The 15,985-nt window shown below is 60.0% G+C and carries 14 protein-coding genes; 8 read left to right on the forward strand and 6 right to left on the reverse strand.

Annotation, left to right across the window (positions count from 1 at the left end; all coding sequences use genetic code 11):
- The first annotated feature begins 90 nt into the window (after nt 1-90).
- The 3 genes from relA (at nt 91) to ACZ3HH_RS18110 (ending at nt 3,893) form a co-directional block, all read left to right on the forward strand.
- The gene (gene relA, locus ACZ3HH_RS18100) at nt 91-2,334 is read left to right on the forward strand and encodes a GTP diphosphokinase (RefSeq protein WP_465806416.1); all 2,244 of its coding nucleotides are present in this window, start codon (nt 91-93) and stop codon (nt 2,332-2,334) included.
- 154 nt (nt 2,335-2,488) lie between these two features.
- Nucleotides 2,489-3,322: a nucleoside triphosphate pyrophosphohydrolase gene (gene mazG / locus ACZ3HH_RS18105; RefSeq protein WP_465806418.1), complete on the forward strand. Its 834-nt coding sequence runs from the start codon at nt 2,489-2,491 to the stop codon at nt 3,320-3,322.
- 28 nt (nt 3,323-3,350) lie between these two features.
- Nucleotides 3,351-3,893 carry a DUF2058 domain-containing protein gene (locus ACZ3HH_RS18110; RefSeq protein ID WP_465806420.1) on the forward strand — a complete coding sequence of 181 codons (543 nt, stop codon included), beginning with the start codon at nt 3,351-3,353 and terminating at the stop codon, nt 3,891-3,893.
- A gap of 66 nt (nt 3,894-3,959) precedes the next feature.
- On the opposite strand, the gene ACZ3HH_RS18115 is transcribed toward ACZ3HH_RS18110, so the two are convergent.
- The 6 genes from ACZ3HH_RS18115 to ACZ3HH_RS18140 form a co-directional block, all read right to left on the reverse strand.
- The gene (locus ACZ3HH_RS18115) at nt 3,960-4,148 is read right to left on the reverse strand and encodes a hypothetical protein (RefSeq protein ID WP_030130084.1); all 189 of its coding nucleotides are present in this window, start codon (nt 4,146-4,148) and stop codon (nt 3,960-3,962) included.
- A gap of 399 nt (nt 4,149-4,547) precedes the next feature.
- Entirely contained in the window at nt 4,548-5,768 is a 1,221-nt protein-coding gene (gene fabB / locus ACZ3HH_RS18120; RefSeq protein ID WP_367374645.1) for a beta-ketoacyl-ACP synthase I, read from the reverse strand.
- Nucleotides 5,769-5,779: 11 nt separating this feature from the next.
- A complete protein-coding gene (gene fabA / locus ACZ3HH_RS18125; RefSeq protein WP_007899046.1) occupies nt 5,780-6,295 on the reverse strand; it encodes a 3-hydroxyacyl-[acyl-carrier-protein] dehydratase FabA in 516 nt (171 codons plus the stop codon).
- Between the two features lie 247 nt (nt 6,296-6,542).
- The gene (locus ACZ3HH_RS18130) at nt 6,543-8,444 is read right to left on the reverse strand and encodes an ATP-binding protein (RefSeq protein ID WP_465806423.1); all 1,902 of its coding nucleotides are present in this window, start codon (nt 8,442-8,444) and stop codon (nt 6,543-6,545) included.
- Nucleotides 8,441-9,373, reverse strand: a complete 933-nt coding sequence (locus ACZ3HH_RS18135; protein WP_465806425.1) for an ABC transporter substrate-binding protein — start codon at nt 9,371-9,373, stop codon at nt 8,441-8,443. Before ACZ3HH_RS18135 ends, ACZ3HH_RS18130 begins: the two co-directional genes overlap by 4 nt.
- A 1-nt stretch (nt 9,374) precedes the next feature.
- Nucleotides 9,375-11,498, reverse strand: coding sequence for a TonB-dependent receptor plug domain-containing protein (locus ACZ3HH_RS18140; RefSeq protein ID WP_465806428.1), 2,124 nt, complete (start codon nt 11,496-11,498; stop codon nt 9,375-9,377).
- A gap of 196 nt (nt 11,499-11,694) precedes the next feature.
- Between ACZ3HH_RS18140 and ACZ3HH_RS18145 the strand changes: the two genes are divergently transcribed.
- From ACZ3HH_RS18145 to ACZ3HH_RS18165, 5 genes are all read left to right on the forward strand, one after another.
- On the forward strand, nt 11,695-12,720 hold the full coding sequence (locus ACZ3HH_RS18145) for an NAD(P)H-dependent glycerol-3-phosphate dehydrogenase (protein ID WP_253548636.1): 1,026 nt from the start codon (nt 11,695-11,697) through the stop codon (nt 12,718-12,720).
- 30 nt (nt 12,721-12,750) lie between these two features.
- The gene (locus ACZ3HH_RS18150; RefSeq protein WP_095051689.1) at nt 12,751-13,098 is read left to right on the forward strand and encodes a DUF4389 domain-containing protein; all 348 of its coding nucleotides are present in this window, start codon (nt 12,751-12,753) and stop codon (nt 13,096-13,098) included.
- The gene (gene sixA, locus ACZ3HH_RS18155) at nt 13,095-13,547 is read left to right on the forward strand and encodes a phosphohistidine phosphatase SixA (RefSeq protein ID WP_465806431.1); all 453 of its coding nucleotides are present in this window, start codon (nt 13,095-13,097) and stop codon (nt 13,545-13,547) included. The genes ACZ3HH_RS18150 and sixA overlap by 4 nt, the downstream gene beginning before the upstream one ends.
- A 194-nt stretch (nt 13,548-13,741) precedes the next feature.
- On the forward strand, nt 13,742-15,409 hold the full coding sequence (locus ACZ3HH_RS18160) for an AMP-binding protein (RefSeq protein WP_465806433.1): 1,668 nt from the start codon (nt 13,742-13,744) through the stop codon (nt 15,407-15,409).
- Between the two features lie 32 nt (nt 15,410-15,441).
- Complete coding sequence (locus ACZ3HH_RS18165) at nt 15,442-15,885, forward strand: hotdog fold thioesterase (RefSeq protein ID WP_465806435.1); 444 nt, start codon at nt 15,442-15,444, stop codon at nt 15,883-15,885.
- The last annotated feature ends 100 nt before the right edge of the window (nt 15,886-15,985 follow it).

Here is a 15,985-nt window from a genome sequence, read left to right on the forward strand (position 1 = left end):
TGCATTCGTCTTAGCCCCGCGAGTGCACACGGGCAGCGAAGGTCAGCGATTTGACGCATTGAATCTGCGTCGTAGGGAAGGTAAAGCAAGATGGTACAGGTGAGAGCACACCAGCCGATCAACACGGACGGCAGTATCAACCTCGAGGCTTGGCTCGATCATGCGGTCAGTGTCGATCTGGCACTGGATCGCGAAGCCTTGAAGGAAGCCTGCGAGTTCGCTCGCGAGGCCGAACAACAAGCCAATGCGGCAAAGAATCTGTGGTCCGAAGGGACCTCGAGTTTCCGCACCGGCCTTGAGATCGCCGAGATTCTCGCCGACCTCAAACTCGATCAGGATTCGTTGGTCGCAGCCGTGCTGTACCGCGGCGTGCGCGAAGGCCAGATCCAATTGCCGGCGGTCAGCCAGCGTTTCGGTCCGGTGGTCGCCAAACTCATCGACGGCGTGTTGCGCATGGCGGCGATCAGCGCCAGCCTGAGCCCCCGTCAATCCCTGGTGCTGGGCACTCAGGGCCAGGTCGAGAACCTGCGCAAAATGCTGGTGGCCATGGTCGACGACGTGCGCGTCGCGCTGATCAAACTGGCCGAGCGCACCTGTGCGATCCGCGCGGTGAAAACCGCTGACGACGAGAAGCGCAATCGCGTCGCCCGTGAAGTCTTCGACATTTACGCGCCGCTGGCCCACCGCCTCGGTATCGGTCATATCAAGTGGGAGCTGGAGGACTTGTCCTTCCGCTATCTTGAGCCCGACCAGTACAAGCAGATCGCCAAGTTGCTCCACGAGCGACGGCTGGATCGCGAGCGCTTTATCGCCGACGTGATGACCCAACTCAAAGACGAGTTGCAGGCCACCGGCGTCGATGCCGACATCAGCGGCCGTGCCAAACACATCTATTCGATCTGGCGCAAAATGCAGCGCAAGGGTCTGGAGTTCAGCCAGATCTACGACGTGCGCGCCGTTCGCGTGCTGGTGCCGGAAATGCGCGACTGCTACACCGCGCTCGGCATCGTCCACACCCTGTGGCGGCATATCCCGAAAGAGTTCGACGACTACATCGCCAACCCGAAAGAGAACGGCTACCGCTCGCTGCACACCGCGGTCATCGGCCCTGAAGGCAAGGTGCTGGAAGTGCAGATCCGCACCCACGCGATGCACGAAGAAGCCGAGCTGGGGGTATGCGCGCACTGGAAGTACAAAGGCACCGACGTCAAGTCCAGCTCCAATCACTATGAAGAGAAAATCTCCTGGCTGCGTCAGGTCCTCGAGTGGCACGAAGAACTTGGTGATATTGGTGGCCTTGCCGAACAACTGCGGGTCGATATCGAGCCGGACCGGGTCTACATCTTTACCCCGGACGGTCACGCCATCGACTTGCCGAAGGGCGCGACACCGCTGGATTTTGCCTACCGCGTGCACACCGAAATCGGTCACAACTGCCGCGGCGCCAAGATCAACGGGCGCATCGTGCCGCTCAACTACAGTCTGCAAACCGGTGAACAGGTCGAGATCATCACCAGCAAGCACGGCACCCCGAGCCGCGACTGGCTGAACCCGAACCTGGGTTACATCACCACCTCGCGGGCCCGGGCGAAGATCGTTCACTGGTTCAAATTGCAGGCGCGCGATCAGAACGTCGCGGCCGGTAAAACCTTGCTCGAGCGCGAACTCAATCGCCTCGGCCTGCCGCAGGTGGACTTCGACAAGCTGGCCGAGAAGGCCAACATGAAGACCGCCGAGGACATGTTCGCCGCCTTGGGCGCAGGCGATTTACGCCTGGCACAACTGGTGAACCTGGCGCAGCAACTGGTCGAGCCGGAGCGCGGCAACGAACAGCTGGAACTGATCCCGCGCAAAGCCACCGGCTACAAGCCGGGCAAGCGCGGCGACATTCAGATCCAGGGCGTCGGCAACCTGATGACCCAGATGGCCGGCTGCTGCCAGCCGCTGCCGGGGGATGCGATCGTCGGTTACATCACTCAGGGCCGTGGTGTGAGCATTCACCGTCAGGATTGCGCCTCGGTGCTGCAACTGGCCGGGCGCGAGCCGGAGCGGATCATTCAGGTCAGCTGGGGGCCGGTGCCGGTGCTCACCTATCCGGTGGACATCATCATCCGCGCCTACGACCGCTCCGGTCTGCTGCGTGACGTGTCGCAGGTGCTGCTCAACGAGCGGATCAACGTGCTGGCGGTCAACACTCGTTCGAACAAGGAGGACAACACGGCGTTGATGTCCCTGACCATCGAGATTCCGGGGCTGGATGCGCTGGGGCGGTTGCTGGGGCGGATTTCCCAGTTGCCGAATATCATCGAAACCCGCCGTAACCGCACACCGTAACGCGACCATTTTTTGTGGCCGCCGGGCTTTTGTGGGAGCTGGCTTGCCTGCGATGGCATCACCTCGGTCATCCTGAGAAACCGAGGTGATGCCATCGCGGCGGTGCGGCGATCCGACAAGCCCGGCTCCCACAGGTTCTTGCAGAGTTTGATAAATGTATTCACTTGAAGACTTGCTGCACCTGATGAACCGTCTGCGCGACCCGCAGTACGGTTGCCCATGGGACATCAAGCAAACCTACGCGACCATCGTCCCGCACACCCTGGAAGAAGCCTACGAAGTCGCTGACGCCATCGAGCGCGGGGACTTCGATCACTTGCAGGGTGAGTTGGGCGACTTGCTTTTCCAGGTGGTTTATTACAGCCAACTGGCCCGGGAAGAAGGGCGCTTCGAGTTCGATGGCGTGGTCGACAGCATCACGCGCAAGCTGATCCGCCGTCATCCTCACGTGTTCCCCACCGGTGATCTGTATGCGCCGCTGGACATCCCGCGTTTGAATGAAGAGCAGGTCAAGCAACGCTGGGAAGAGATCAAGGCGCAAGAACGCGCCGAGAAGTCTTTGGCGCCGGAGCAGTTGTCCTTGCTCGACGACGTGCCTGCCGCGTTGCCGGCGCTGTCCCGTTCGGCAAAACTGCAGAAGCGCGCGGGGCAGGTCGGTTTCGACTGGCCGGACGCCTTGCCGGTGCTCGACAAGGTGCGCGAAGAGCTCGATGAAGTGCTCGAAGCCATGGCCGACAATGACGCGGTAGCGATTGCCGATGAAGTCGGCGACCTGCTGTTTTCCGTGGTCAATCTGGCGCGACATCTCAAGGTCGATCCGGAAACCGCACTGCGCGGCGCGAACTCAAAATTTGAAAGACGCTTCCGATTTATCGAACAGGCATTGCGCGACACCCACCGTCCCATAGAAGATTGCACCCTCGAAGAGTTGGACGCCTTGTGGGGCGAAGCCAAACGTCAGGAAAAGAATTTGCCCAGCTGCGGTTGAGCAGTTGCCTAAGTGAGAAATAAGCACCATGAGCATTTCCCTTCGCGACCAGTTGCTCAAAGCAGGGCTGGTCAATCAAAAGCAGGCCAAACAGGTCGGCAAAGAGAAGCAGAAGCAGCAACGTCTGGCCCATAAAGGTCAGATTGAACTCGATGACTCCCAGCAGCGTGCCGCTCAGGAAGCCATGGCCGAGAAGGTCAAGCGCGACCAGGAGCTGAACCGCCAGCAGCAGGAGAAGGCCGAAGCGAAGGCCCGCGCCGCCCAGATCAAGCAATTGATCGAAGTCTCGCGCCTGCCCAAGCTGACCACCGAGGACTACTACAACTTCGTCGATGACAAGAAGGTCAAGCGCATCTCCGTCAACACCCTGATGCGTAACCAGCTCAGCAATGGCTTCCTGGCGATCGTGCACCATGCCGGCGGTTATGAAGTGATCCCGCGTGAGGCGGCCCTGAAGATCCAGGAGCGCGATCCACAGCGCATCGTGCAGATGAACGTGAAGACAGAAGAAGTCAGCGTCGAAGACGATCCGTACGCGGCCTATCAGATCCCTGATGATCTGATGTGGTAAGCCGTTAGCGACTGCAATAACGACAAACCCCGCTCATGGCGGGGTTTGTCGTTTTCAATGCGGTCATTATGCAGAGCGCGCTTCGCGCTGCTGCTCCAGTGTTTCCAGTTCGGCCTTGTATTGGTGGGCTTCGGTCTCGGAGTGGAACATCCCGACCAGCAGGTCTTGTTGATGTACATCCCAGATGCGGATACCGGCGGCGATGCCTTCATGGGACATATGTGAATCGTCGCGTTCAGTTACTTTTACAGTCATCTGCTAACTCCCATCTCTGTTATCTGCAGCAAGGCGTGTGCAGGCCTTTGTTATAAGTTTGATTAGCCGGCTAAGTAAACGACTGAGTTTGGTAACGCTTTTTTGCCAAAACAGAAAAAGTCCTGCAGCCCGCGAAATACGCGACATTCAGTCGCAGGGCTTTTGGTTTCATGACAAAAGCTTCATGTTGGAAGCACCGAAAATCCCGTGTAGAGCACAGAACCTGTGGGAGCGAGCTTGCTCGCGATGGCGGTGGGTCAGACGGCAATAATGTCGATTGACACTCCCTCATCGCGAGCAAGCTCGCTCCCACAATGGTTGTGGCGTTCAATTCTTCGAGCACAAAAAAACGCCCCGAACCAGTCGGGGCGTTTTTGTGTACAGCGAAACGGCGAGGTGTTATTTACCTGCCCAACGCTTCAGTACCAGCGTGGCGTTGGTGCCACCGAAGCCGAAGCTGTTGCTCATCACGGTGTTGATGGTGGCGTCTTCACGAGTCTTGGTCAGGATTGGCATGTCTGCCACTTCCGGGTCCAGTTCGTCGATGTTGGCCGAACCCGCCATGAAGTTGCCTTCCATCATCAGCAGGCAGTAGATCGCTTCGTGAACACCAGCGGCGCCCAGGGAGTGACCCGACAGGCTCTTGGTGGAGCTGATGGCCGGAGCCTTGTCGCCGAACACTTCGCGCACACCTTTCATTTCCATGACGTCGCCGACCGGAGTCGAGGTGCCGTGGGTGTTCAGGTAGTCGATCGGTGCGTCGATGGTGGACATGGCCATTTGCATGCAGCGGATGGCGCCTTCGCCGCTTGGGGCGACCATGTCGTAGCCGTCGGAGGTCGCGCCGTAGCCAACGATTTCCGCGTAGATCTTCGCGCCGCGGGCCAGAGCGTGTTCCAGCTCTTCGACCACGACCATGCCGCCACCGCCGGCAATGACGAAACCGTCACGCTTGGCGTCGTAGGCACGGGAAGCTTTTTCCGGGGTTTCGTTGTACTGGGTGGACAGGGCGCCCATGGCGTCGAACAGGAACGATTGGCTCCAGTGTTCTTCTTCACCACCACCGGCGAAAACGATGTCCTGCTTGCCCAGCTGGATCTGTTCCATGGCATTACCGATGCAGTGAGCACTGGTGGCGCAAGCGGAGGAGATCGAGTAGTTCACACCCTTGATCTTGAACGGCGTGGCCAGGCAGGCTGAAACGGTGCTGCCCATGGTCCGCGTGACGCGGTACGGGCCGACGCGCTTGACGCCTTTCTCGCGCAGGATGTCCAGCGCTTCCATCTGGTTCAAGGTCGACGCGCCACCGGAGCCAGCGATCAGGCCGGTACGCACGTTGGAAACTTGCTCTTCGGTCAGACCGGAGTCTGCGATGGCATCTTTCATGGCCAGGTAGGCGTAAGCCGCCGCGTGGCCGACGAAGCGAAAGATCTTGCGATCGATCAGTTCTTCGAGGGGAAGGTCAATGGAGCCGGAAACCTGGCTACGCAGACCCATTTCGGCATATTCCGGGTTGAACCGGATGCCAGGGCGGCTTGCACGCAGGTTAGCGGAGACGGTCTCTTTGTCATTGCCCAGGCACGAAACGATGCCCAGACCAGTGATAACGACGCGGCGCATGCGGATAACCCTTAGAAGTTGTCAGTGGAGGTGAAAACGCCGACCCGAAGGCCTTCGGCGGTATAGATTTCGCGGCCGTCGACGGTCACCGAACCATCGGCAATGGCCATGTTCAGCTTGCCCTTGAGGACGCGTTTGATATGAATGTTATAGGTGACTTTCTTGGCGGTCGGCAGTACCTGGCCAAAGAATTTCACTTCGCCCGAACCCAAGGCGCGACCGCGACCCGGCAGGCCTTGCCAGCCGAGGAAGAAACCGACCAGTTGCCACATGGCATCAAGGCCCAGGCAGCCCGGCATCACCGGATCACCTTCGAAGTGGCAGGCGAAGAACCACAGGTCTGGAGTGATATCCAGCTCGGCGACCAATTCACCTTTGCCGTACTTGCCACCTTCTTCGCTGATATGGGTGATGCGATCGACCATCAGCATGTTCGGGGCGGGCAGTTGCGCGTTACCTGGGCCGAACAGCTCACCGCGACTGCAGCGCAGCAGGTCTTCCCGGGTAAAGGCGTTTTGTTTGGTCATGCGAGCTCCTCAATAGTCCATGCGGCAGGGTGGGGCGAATCTTCCCGGCCGATCGAAGCGTTCATGCCTCGAGTCAGCAGCCTACTCATAGACTATTGCGTTGTGGTGAAAGTCACAGCACCAAGGACATGAATGTACACTTGTGCACTGAAATTATTATTCAAGCCCCTTTTCGGGCCTGTTCGGGTGCCTAAGACTGCCGCACTTTCGTCATTCACGCCAGTCGCAGATAGCCGAAAGGCCTGTACTACTGCACCCATCGCTGCAGAATTTGCTGCAGATCAGTGCGTTTGAAGGGCTTGGCCAGGTAATCGTTCATTCCTGCCGATAAGCAGGCTTCGCGGTCGCCCTGCAAGGCGTTGGCCGTCAGGGCGATGATTGGCACGTCAGCGCAGCCGGGCAGTCGGCGAATCTGTCGGGTGGCCTCGTAGCCGTCGATGACCGGCAGTCGGCAGTCCATCAGAATCGCTTCGAAAATCAGGCTCTCGGCACTACGCACCGCTTGTGCACCATCGGTGACGACGCTGACAGTAAAGCCCAGACTGCGCAACATTGCTTCAACAACAGTGCGGTTGACCGGATTGTCCTCCACCAGCAGCACATTGCGACCTTCGCCGTGGTCATTGCCGGTATGACCTCTCGGGGTCCGCACCGGCAGTGGCTGTTTATACAGAGCCAACGGGATTTCCAGGGTGAACACCGAGCCAACGCCTTCTTCGCTCTGAGCACGCAAGGTGCCGCCCATCCGTTCAGCCAGCGTGCGGGCAATCGGCAGCCCCAGTCCGGTGCCTCCGTAACGTCTTGAAATAGAACTGTCGGCCTGCTGGAACGCATTGAACATCAATTCCAGGCTTGCGGGCGGGATGCCGATCCCGCTGTCGCGCACGGAGCAAGTGAACCACAGCAGTTGGTGATCCAGGGACTGCCACTGCGGTTCGATCGCGACGCTGCCCCGTTCGGTGAACTTCAGCGCATTGCCAACCAGATTGACCAGGATCTGCCGGATCCGCGTCGGATCGCCCTGAACCTGCAGGACGCGCATGTCCTCGGGGATCCGCAGTTGCAGGTCGAGCCCGCGTTGCGCCGCGCTGTGCTGGAATGACTGGGCGCAACTGCCGATCAGGTCCGCAAGGTTGAACGGAATGTGCTCCAGCTCCAGCTCCGAACGCTCGATGCGCGAGAAATCGAGAATGTCGTTGATGACTTTGAGCAGGTGTTCGGTGGATTCCGAGGCCAGCGCTGCATACTCGATCTGCTCCTCGGTCATCGCGGTGGTTTCCAGCAGTTGCAGCATGCCCAGCACGCCATTCATCGGCGTGCGCAATTCGTGACTCATCATCGCGAGGAAATCGGATTTGGCGTTGTTGGCCTTTTCCGCTTCCTCGCGGGTCTGGATCAATTGCGCCATGGCCTGATGCTGTTCGCGACTGGCTTGCTCAAGGCCTTGGGCAAGGTTGTTGATGTGCTGCGACAGGGCGCCCAGCTCGGTGTCGTCGACAATCGGCAGGGGCGTTTTGTAGTCGCCTTTCTGGATCGCCTTGACCGCATTGCCAATGTCGTGGATCGGTTGCGACAGGCTGCCGGCCAGGCGCCGAGCCAGCAAAAATGTAAATAACAGAGCGAACAAGGCCAGGATCCCGGCCTTGAAGAGGATTTCCTGTTGGCGTTGGTTGAAGGCGTCATTGGACAGGCCGACGATCACCCGGCCCAGATAATCCTCGCCCGGCGCGCTGGCGACGGTACGACTGTTCTGGAAAAAGTCATTGTTGAGCGCGATGCGTTGCAGGCGCACCGGTGCCTGGAACACTTCGACCTGATGCGAGCGGTTATGGGCTTCCGACGGTTGCTCGACGTACACCAGAATCCGGTTGGCGCGGTCCTGTACTTCCAGAAAACGTACGTTGGGCGTGGCCAGGGTGGCCTTGAGCAAACTTTCGAGCACCTCTTTGTTGCCTGAAATCACCCCGTATTCGGTGGCTGGCGCCAGTTGATTGGCGATCAGCTGGCCGGTGTGATTGAGTTCCTGGCGCAGGTCCTGGATTCGCACGAAGGTGAAAAAACTGATCAGCAGCAACGTCAGCAGCAGGGCCGGGCCGAGGCTGATGATCTGGGTGCGGGTATTGATGTCCCAACCGCGACGAAAGGTCATGGGCGGCGTTCTCCTTCGGCCAGCTGTGTTGCGACAGAGGCTTCATTCATCGGTTCAATACTTAATGAACGAGCCACTTGCGGGTTGCTTAAGACCTTGAAGTGTTGCGGATAAAGTGCGCGTGGCCAGGTGTTCGAGGGGCGGTCGAGCAGCTCGTCGAGAATCTTCAGCCAATCGTTCTGGTCGCTGTAAGTGCTGGCCAGGCTGCCGGCCCTGACAAAGGCTGCGTTCGGACCGATCAGCGCCAGGTGCCGCGCATAGCTGCTGAGCAGCAAGTTTTTCACGGTTTTCGGGTTATACAGATCAGGGTCGTCCAGGCCCAGCAGCACATCGCTGTTTTTCAGCAGGGCTTGTAAGGGGCGACTGTCATGGGTGTTATCCCAACGCTCGGTGACCACTTCAAGGCCCAGGGGCAGGGCGGCCTGGCGCAGTTCTTTCAAAAGGAATTCGCTGTGGCTGTCGAAAAGCACACCGACCCGCCGGGCCTCAGGCAGAAGCAGTCGGGTCAGGCGCAACTGTCGGTCCAGCGGCGGATCGCTCCAGAGCAGGCTGAGGTGCGGGGGCAGGTCGTTGCCCAAGCGTTGGCGGGCTTGCAGGCGGCTGATGCGCAGCACCAGCGTTGCCGGACCCTGAGCGTCTTGCAGGCGCCAGTCGAGGCTGGGCAAGTCGAGCAGAACCAGGCGGATGTCGACGGGCAGTTGGCCTGGTGCCGGCAGGCTGGCGACAGGCTGGAAGCGCACGCTGTCGGTGGGGCGCAACTCGCTCAGGGCCTGAACGAAAGACTCCACACCGGGGCTGTCCTCGGCACCCGTCAGCAGAATGTCGGCGGCCCGTGCCGGCAGACTGCACAGCAAACCGGTAAACACCAGGCACAACCCGACCAGCAGGCGGCCAAGGGTTGGCGTCTTCGGTGACGGGCGATGCTGCATCTTAAAACTCCAGCTCCGCGCTGAAGTAGAGCACCCGGCGCTCGTCGTAATGGTTGTCGACGAAGGTGGTGGACTGATTGTCGAGGCGCTGCTGGAGGACCCCGGCCAGCTCCAGATTGGCCTTGCCCAAACCAATGCGTTTGGCGATGCGGGTGTCGACCCGTTCGAAGCGATAACCGTTGAGAGCGTCGGCTCCATAGTAGAAGAGCGCGCTGTTCCAGCCATGGCCCCAGCCGCGTAGCCAACCGGCGGAGCCGCTGTTGCGCGCAGTCTGTTGTGCATCCAGCGGGTTGCTCGCCTCGGCATCGACATAGGCATAGGTCAGGCGCAAACGATCGGCGCTGCTGAGGCGCCAATCCAGCTGGGTTTCAGTTCCGCTGAAGCGCGAGCTGTTCGAGTTGCTGGCGATGTACTGGTTGTTGCGCAGCGGTTCGCTGATCATGCCGGTGATTTCGTCATAGAACAGCTTCACGTCGACCGCCAGCCCCCATTCGGCGAAGTAGCCGTTATAGCCCAATTCCCGGGAGCGCATGCGTTCCTGTTCGAGGTCGCCCGGGCCACGGGTCTTGACGAAATAGCGGGCGCTGGTCTGGCCGTACGCACTGGGTCGCAAATTGGTTACCTGGTAGCTCCAGTTGACGTTGTTTTCGAACATATCCGGCGAGCGGATGGCTTCCGAATACACCGCGCGCAAGCCATGGCGCGGATTGATCAGGTAATTGACCGCCACCCGTGGGGTCAGCGAGTTGCCCGTCAACTGTGAGTCTTCGTACATCGCCCCGCCCTGCAGCAACCAGTGCTCGGTGGCACGCCACTCGAGTTGGCCGAACGCTCGCCAGGTCGTGTCGTCGAGCGTGCCATTGAAGTAGGTCTCGGAATTTGCCCGGTCGTAACGATAATTCATGCCACTGACCAACCGCAGACTGTCGGACAGGCTGAGTGTGTCTTGCAGTTCGAGGTCGTAGCGCGATTCCCGGGCGCTCTGGTCAATGTCGCCGCAGAGGGTTTGCCGGGCGCCGTTTTGCCATTGCCTCAATACCTGATTGCCCAGCGCACGTTCCGCCTCAGTGCCCGCCGGTGCGCCGGAACCGGTGTAGCGCAGCATGTTACGCGCCAGACGTTCGGTGTAGTTCGGGTTGAGTTGCCACAGTTGGGTCAGCTCCGGGCTGAACGAGATCTCGGCATCGCAGGCGCGCCACGTCTGCTGGCGATCCCAATGTTGCGCCGAGCCTTGAATATAAAGGCTGTGATTGGGGTTAATGTCCAGGTTCCAGCGCAGCGAGCCGGCATAGTCCTTGGCGATGACGTCGGAATTGTCCCCTGCGGCGGTAATCCCCGAGAACACCGGACGGTAGGTATAGGGCCGCTGGTTAGTCCCGTCCTTGGCGTTCAGTTGCCAGTCGATGCTCTGGTTTTCATCGAGCGTCTGGCTGACGGCGAGGCTGAAGCGGTTCAAGCGACGGCTGTCGCGGTAATCGGCGCCGGTGCGGTCCGAGTCGAAGCCGTCGTCTTGCTGGCCTGACAACGACAGGCGCAAATCGCCGCTGTCCCAGCCCATGCCCTGGCTGGCGTAGAAATCATTGATACCGCGCTGGCCACGGGAGACTTTCAGCCGCGTGCCGTGGCTGTCGGCGGGTTTACGGGTGATGATATTGACCACCGCCATCAGCGCGTTGGCGCCGTAACTGACGGTGTTCGGGCCACGGAAAACCTCGATGCGTTCGATGTCTTCCATGGCCACCGGAATATCACTCCAGTCCACCGTGGCCAGGCCTGCTCGGTACACCGAGCGGCCGTCGATCAACACCTGCATGCGCCGTGCTTCGCTGGCCTTGGTGCCGTGGTAGTTCACCGCCGCCTGATTGCCGCTGATATTACCGACCATCATCCCCGGCACCAGCCGCAGCAACTCGCTGATGTCCCGCGCGCCGCTGGCATTGATCAGTTCGCTGTCGATCACCGTCATGCTCCCCGGCACGGCCGCAGGCGACTGCTTCAAGCGCGTCGCCGTCAGCACTTGCGGCAACGGATCATTGTCGAGGAACAGGTCGTCGGCCAGTAATGGCGAGCTGAAGATCAGCGCCAATACCAGCGGCGAGCGAGGACGGGGAAAGCCAAAAGACACGGCACGGCCTTGATAGCGATTAGTTGGCGCGCATGTTAACCGAGGGCAGAGACTTTTCCAGTCACGTTGTGGGCATTTTCCTCGGTTTTCTTGGTCTTCTTCCTACAAGTGTCGGTAATTGATGCTGGGGCTGGCCGCGACCGGGCCGCTCCGTATAATGCCGGCATCGCCACTGGTATGGATTAACGGATTGCATATGACTGAACAGCGCCCGATTGCGGTCCTGGGAGGCGGAAGTTTTGGTACCGCCGTGGCTAATCTGCTGGCCGAGAATGGGCATCAGGTCCGGTTGTGGATGCGTGACCCCGAACAGGCTGAGGCCATTCGGGTCAATCGCGAGAACCCGCGTTACCTCAAAGGCATCAAGATTCTTCCGGCGGTGGAGGCGGTTACGGACCTGCAAGCCACCCTGGAGGCCTGCGACCTGTGCTTCGTCGCGCTGCCGTCCAGCGCGCTGCGCTCGGTATTGGTTCCTCACGCCGAACGTTTGAGCGGCAAACTGCTGGTGAGCCTGACCAAAGGTATCGAAGCCCATACGTTCAAGCTGATGAGCGAGATCCTCGAAGAAATCGCCCCGCAAGCGCGCATCGGCGTGCTGTCGGGCCCGAATCTGGCCCGTGAAATCGCCGAACACGCGCTGACCGCCACCGTGGTCGCCAGTGAAGACGAAGAGCTTTGCCAAAGGGTTCAGGAAGCACTGCATGGCCGGACCTTTCGCGTGTACGCCAGCGCCGACCGCTTTGGCGTGGAGCTGGGCGGGGCACTGAAAAACGTCTACGCAATCATCGCCGGCATGGCGGTGGCGTTGGGCATGGGTGAAAACACCAAGAGCATGCTGATCACCCGGGCGCTGGCGGAAATGACCCGCTTCGCGGTGAATCAGGGCGCCAACCCGATGACCTTCCTCGGTTTGGCGGGCGTCGGCGATTTGATCGTCACCTGCTCGTCGCCAAAAAGCCGCAACTATCAGGTCGGGTTTGCCCTCGGCCAGGGCTTGAGCCTGGAAGACGCGGTGACGCGTCTGGGCGAAGTCGCCGAAGGTGTGAACACCCTTAAGGTGCTCAAGGCCAAGGCTTCGGATGCGGGCGTGTATATGCCATTGGTCGCCGGATTGCATGCGATTCTGTTCGAAGGACGCACGCTTGATCAGGTGATCGCACTGCTGATGCGTGGCGAGCCGAAAACCGACGTCGATTTTATCTCAACCAGCGGTTTCAACTGAACCCTCTACTCAATAGGAACGGAGTGAGACATGAACGATCAGAAAGTAGAAGCCAAGTACGAATCCATCCTGCTGCGAGTGCTGTGGATGATTGTCTATGTGCTGGTCTGGCAAGTGGCGCAATTGATCCTCGGTGCGGTGGTATTGGTGCAGCTGATCTATCGTTTGATTTATGGCGCACCGAGCGCCAGCCTGATGAACTTCGGCGACAGCCTGAGCCAGTTTCTGGCGCAGATCGGTCGTTTCGGCAGCTTTCACAGCGACCAGAAGCCTTGGCCGTTCGCCGACTGGCCGACGCCGCGTACACCGGAAGGTGAAGCCCCGCACGTTGTGGCGCCAGCACCGCATCCGGCCCGAGATGAGGAACCGAAGCTATGAAACTCTGGGTATTGCGTCATGGTGAAGCCGAACCTCACGGTACTCGCCCCGACTCCGAGCGGACATTGACCGCTCACGGCCGTGAAGAGGTGTTGCGTGCTGCGGCCCAATTGATCGGCCAGCCGCTCACCGCCATTTATGCCAGTCCTTATCATCGAGCGCAGGAGACGGCAGAAATTGTGCGTACGGCGCTGGGTTTCGCGCCAGAGATCCGCACGGTCGACTGGCTCAAGCCCGACAACTATCCGCAAGCGGTGGCAGAGCAGTTGGTGTCCGTGGATTACGCGCTGCTGGTCAGCCATAACCCGCTGGTCGGTAACCTGCTGGGCTATTTGCAGCATGGTCATGTGCAGGAGCCGGAGAAAGTCGGCACCGCCGGGCTGGCGGAGCTTGAGGGCGACGAACTGCTGGTCGGGGCGATGAAGCTCAACGGCATCAAGCACCCTTGACCGTTTTTGTGGGAGCGTGGCTTGCCCGCGATGCAGACACCACGGTGTATCGGTGAAACCGCGGTGATGCCATCGCGGGCAAGCCACGCTCCCACAGGGGCGGCGGCATTCTTGTTTTTTGTGTGAAATAGTCAACCAAGCACTTGCTTGGTTGACTACGCTTGCTCCAGATCAAAAATAAAGGAGCAAGTCGCATGTCTGCTGCTTCCCGTTTGCCATTGGACGCCTTTTACGAGCGTGAAGCCCGTCATCCCCGCCAACGCTTTCTGGTCCAGCCAATGGGGGGCGGCCAGGTCGAGACGCTGACGTGGGCCGAGGTCGGTCATCAGGCGCGCTGTGCTGCCCACTGGCTGCGGGCTCGCGAATTGCCGCAAGGCAGTCACATCGCGCTGATCTCGAAAAACTGCGCCCACTGGATCATCGCCGACCTGGCAATCTGGATGGCCGGGCATGTCTCGGTGCCGCTGTATCCCAATCTGACCGCCGATTCCGTGGCTCAGGTACTCAATCACTCCGAAGCCGCGCTGGTGTTCATTGGCAAGCTGGATGACTGGCCGGGCATGTCCGCCGGGGTCAGCCCCGACCTGGCAACTATCAGCCTGCCGCTGTGCCCGGCCGGCAACTTCGATTTCAGCTGGGCCGATCTGCAACGCAGTTCGCCGATTCAGGACGACCCCAAGCCCGCCGCCGATCAACTGGCGACCATTATTTATACCTCCGGCACCACGGGCCAGCCCAAAGGTGTGATGCACAGTTTCGCCACCTTGGGATTTGCCACCACTCGCGGCACACAGCTGTTCGGCCTGAATGAGTCGGATCGCCTGCTGTCCTACCTGCCGCTGTGCCACGTCGCCGAGCGGATGTTCGTCGAGCTGGCGTCGATCTACACCGGGCAAACGGTGTTCTTCGCCGAGAGCCTCGACACTTTTCTCACTGATTTAAAACGTGCCCGGCCCACCGCGTTATTCGGTGTGCCACGGATCTGGACCAAATTCCAGATGGGCGTCTACAGCAAGATCCCGGAAAAACGTCTCGACTTCCTGCTCGGCTTGCCCTTCATCGGCAAGCGTGTAGGGCACAAAGTTCTCGCCGGGCTGGGGCTGGACGCCTTGCGCATCGCCTTGTCGGGCGCGGCGCCAGTGCCGCAGACCTTGCTGCTCTGGTACCGAAAACTGGGGCTGGATGTGCTGGAGGTGTACGGCATGACCGAAAGTTGCGGTTATTCCCACATCGGCCGGCCTGGCCAGAACAAACCCGGCTGGATCGGCAAGCCATGCCCGGAAGTCGAAGTGCGCATCGAACCGTCTGGTGAAGTACTGGTGCGCAGTGGCGCGACCATGCTCGGCTATTTCAAGGAACCCGGGAAAACCGCCGAAACCATCACCGAGGACGGTTTCCTGCGCACCGGTGACAAGGGCGAAGAAGACGCCGAAGGCAACCTGCGCCTGACCGGGCGCCTGAAGGAAATCTTCAAAACCAGCAAAGGCAAATACGTTGCTCCGGCACCGATTGAAAATCGTCTGGCAGTGCATTCGCGGATCGAACAAGTGTGCGTGGTCGGCGATGGGCTGAGCGCACCACTGGGGTTGTGCGTGTTGTCGGCGGTCGGTCAGCAGGACGCGAAGGGATCGGCCCGGGCGGGTTTGCATTCAAGCCTGGAAAAACTGCTGGAGGAGGTTAACGGCGTTCTCGACAGGCATGAGCGCTTGCGTCGATTGGTGGTGGTCAAGGACAGTTGGGCGGTCGAAAACGGCTTCCTGACACCGACCCTGAAGATCAAGCGCAACATGATTGAAACGGCTTACGGTGCTCGGTTTGCAGAATGGAGCGAGCGCAGCGAGGCGGTGCTGTGGCAGGATTGAGCCACGAACAACTCCAACAAAGGAACGTAACGATGAGTCTGTGGCGCACCACTCCCAACGTCGAGCAGTTGAACGCAATCCAGAAAAACACCATCGGCGAAGTGCTGGATATTCGCTTCGAAGCCTTCGATGACGAGTCCCTGACCGCAAGCATGGTCATCGACCATCGCACGCACCAGCCCTATGGTTTGTTGCACGGCGGCGCCTCGGTGGTGCTGGCCGAAACCGTCGGTTCGATGGCCAGTTTCCTGTGCATCGACACCAGCAAGTTTTATTGCGTGGGCCTGGAAATCAACGCCAACCATTTGCGCGGCCTGCGCAGTGGTCGGGTGACGGCGGTGGCCAAGGCGATTCACATTGGTCGCACGACGCATGTCTGGGATATTCGGTTGAGCAGTGATGAGGGCAAGGCCAGTTGTGTGTCGCGGTTGACCATGGCGGTGGTGCCGGTGGGGGAGAGCCCTCCGGCGCGTTGAAGCAGCAAGATCAAAAGATCGCAGGCTTCGCCAGCTCCTACCTGGATCGCGTACACACTGTAGGAGCTGCCGAAGGCTGCGATCTTTTGATCTTTGCGAC

The sequence above is a fragment of the Pseudomonas sp. PME37.24/025 genome, assembly GCF_055556615.1.

Bases quoted from the DNA above. Each gene is read 5' to 3' on its own strand.
- ACZ3HH_RS18110 (WP_465806420.1), top strand. From the start codon at position 3,351: ATGAGCATTTCCCTTCGCGACCAGTTGCTCAAAGCAGGGCTGGTCAAT.
- ACZ3HH_RS18135 (WP_465806425.1), bottom strand. From the start codon at position 9,373: ATGCAGCATCGCCCGTCACCGAAGACGCCAACCCTTGGCCGCCTGCTG.
- ACZ3HH_RS18160 (WP_465806433.1), top strand. From the start codon at position 13,742: ATGTCTGCTGCTTCCCGTTTGCCATTGGACGCCTTTTACGAGCGTGAA.
- mazG (WP_465806418.1), top strand. From the start codon at position 2,489: ATGTATTCACTTGAAGACTTGCTGCACCTGATGAACCGTCTGCGCGAC.
- fabA (WP_007899046.1), bottom strand. From the start codon at position 6,295: ATGACCAAACAAAACGCCTTTACCCGGGAAGACCTGCTGCGCTGCAGT.
- sixA (WP_465806431.1), top strand. From the start codon at position 13,095: ATGAAACTCTGGGTATTGCGTCATGGTGAAGCCGAACCTCACGGTACT.
- ACZ3HH_RS18115 (WP_030130084.1), bottom strand. From the start codon at position 4,148: ATGACTGTAAAAGTAACTGAACGCGACGATTCACATATGTCCCATGAA.
- ACZ3HH_RS18130 (WP_465806423.1), bottom strand. From the start codon at position 8,444: ATGACCTTTCGTCGCGGTTGGGACATCAATACCCGCACCCAGATCATC.
- fabB (WP_367374645.1), bottom strand. From the start codon at position 5,768: ATGCGCCGCGTCGTTATCACTGGTCTGGGCATCGTTTCGTGCCTGGGC.
- relA (WP_465806416.1), top strand. From the start codon at position 91: ATGGTACAGGTGAGAGCACACCAGCCGATCAACACGGACGGCAGTATC.
- ACZ3HH_RS18165 (WP_465806435.1), top strand. From the start codon at position 15,442: ATGAGTCTGTGGCGCACCACTCCCAACGTCGAGCAGTTGAACGCAATC.
- ACZ3HH_RS18150 (WP_095051689.1), top strand. From the start codon at position 12,751: ATGAACGATCAGAAAGTAGAAGCCAAGTACGAATCCATCCTGCTGCGA.
- ACZ3HH_RS18145 (WP_253548636.1), top strand. From the start codon at position 11,695: ATGACTGAACAGCGCCCGATTGCGGTCCTGGGAGGCGGAAGTTTTGGT.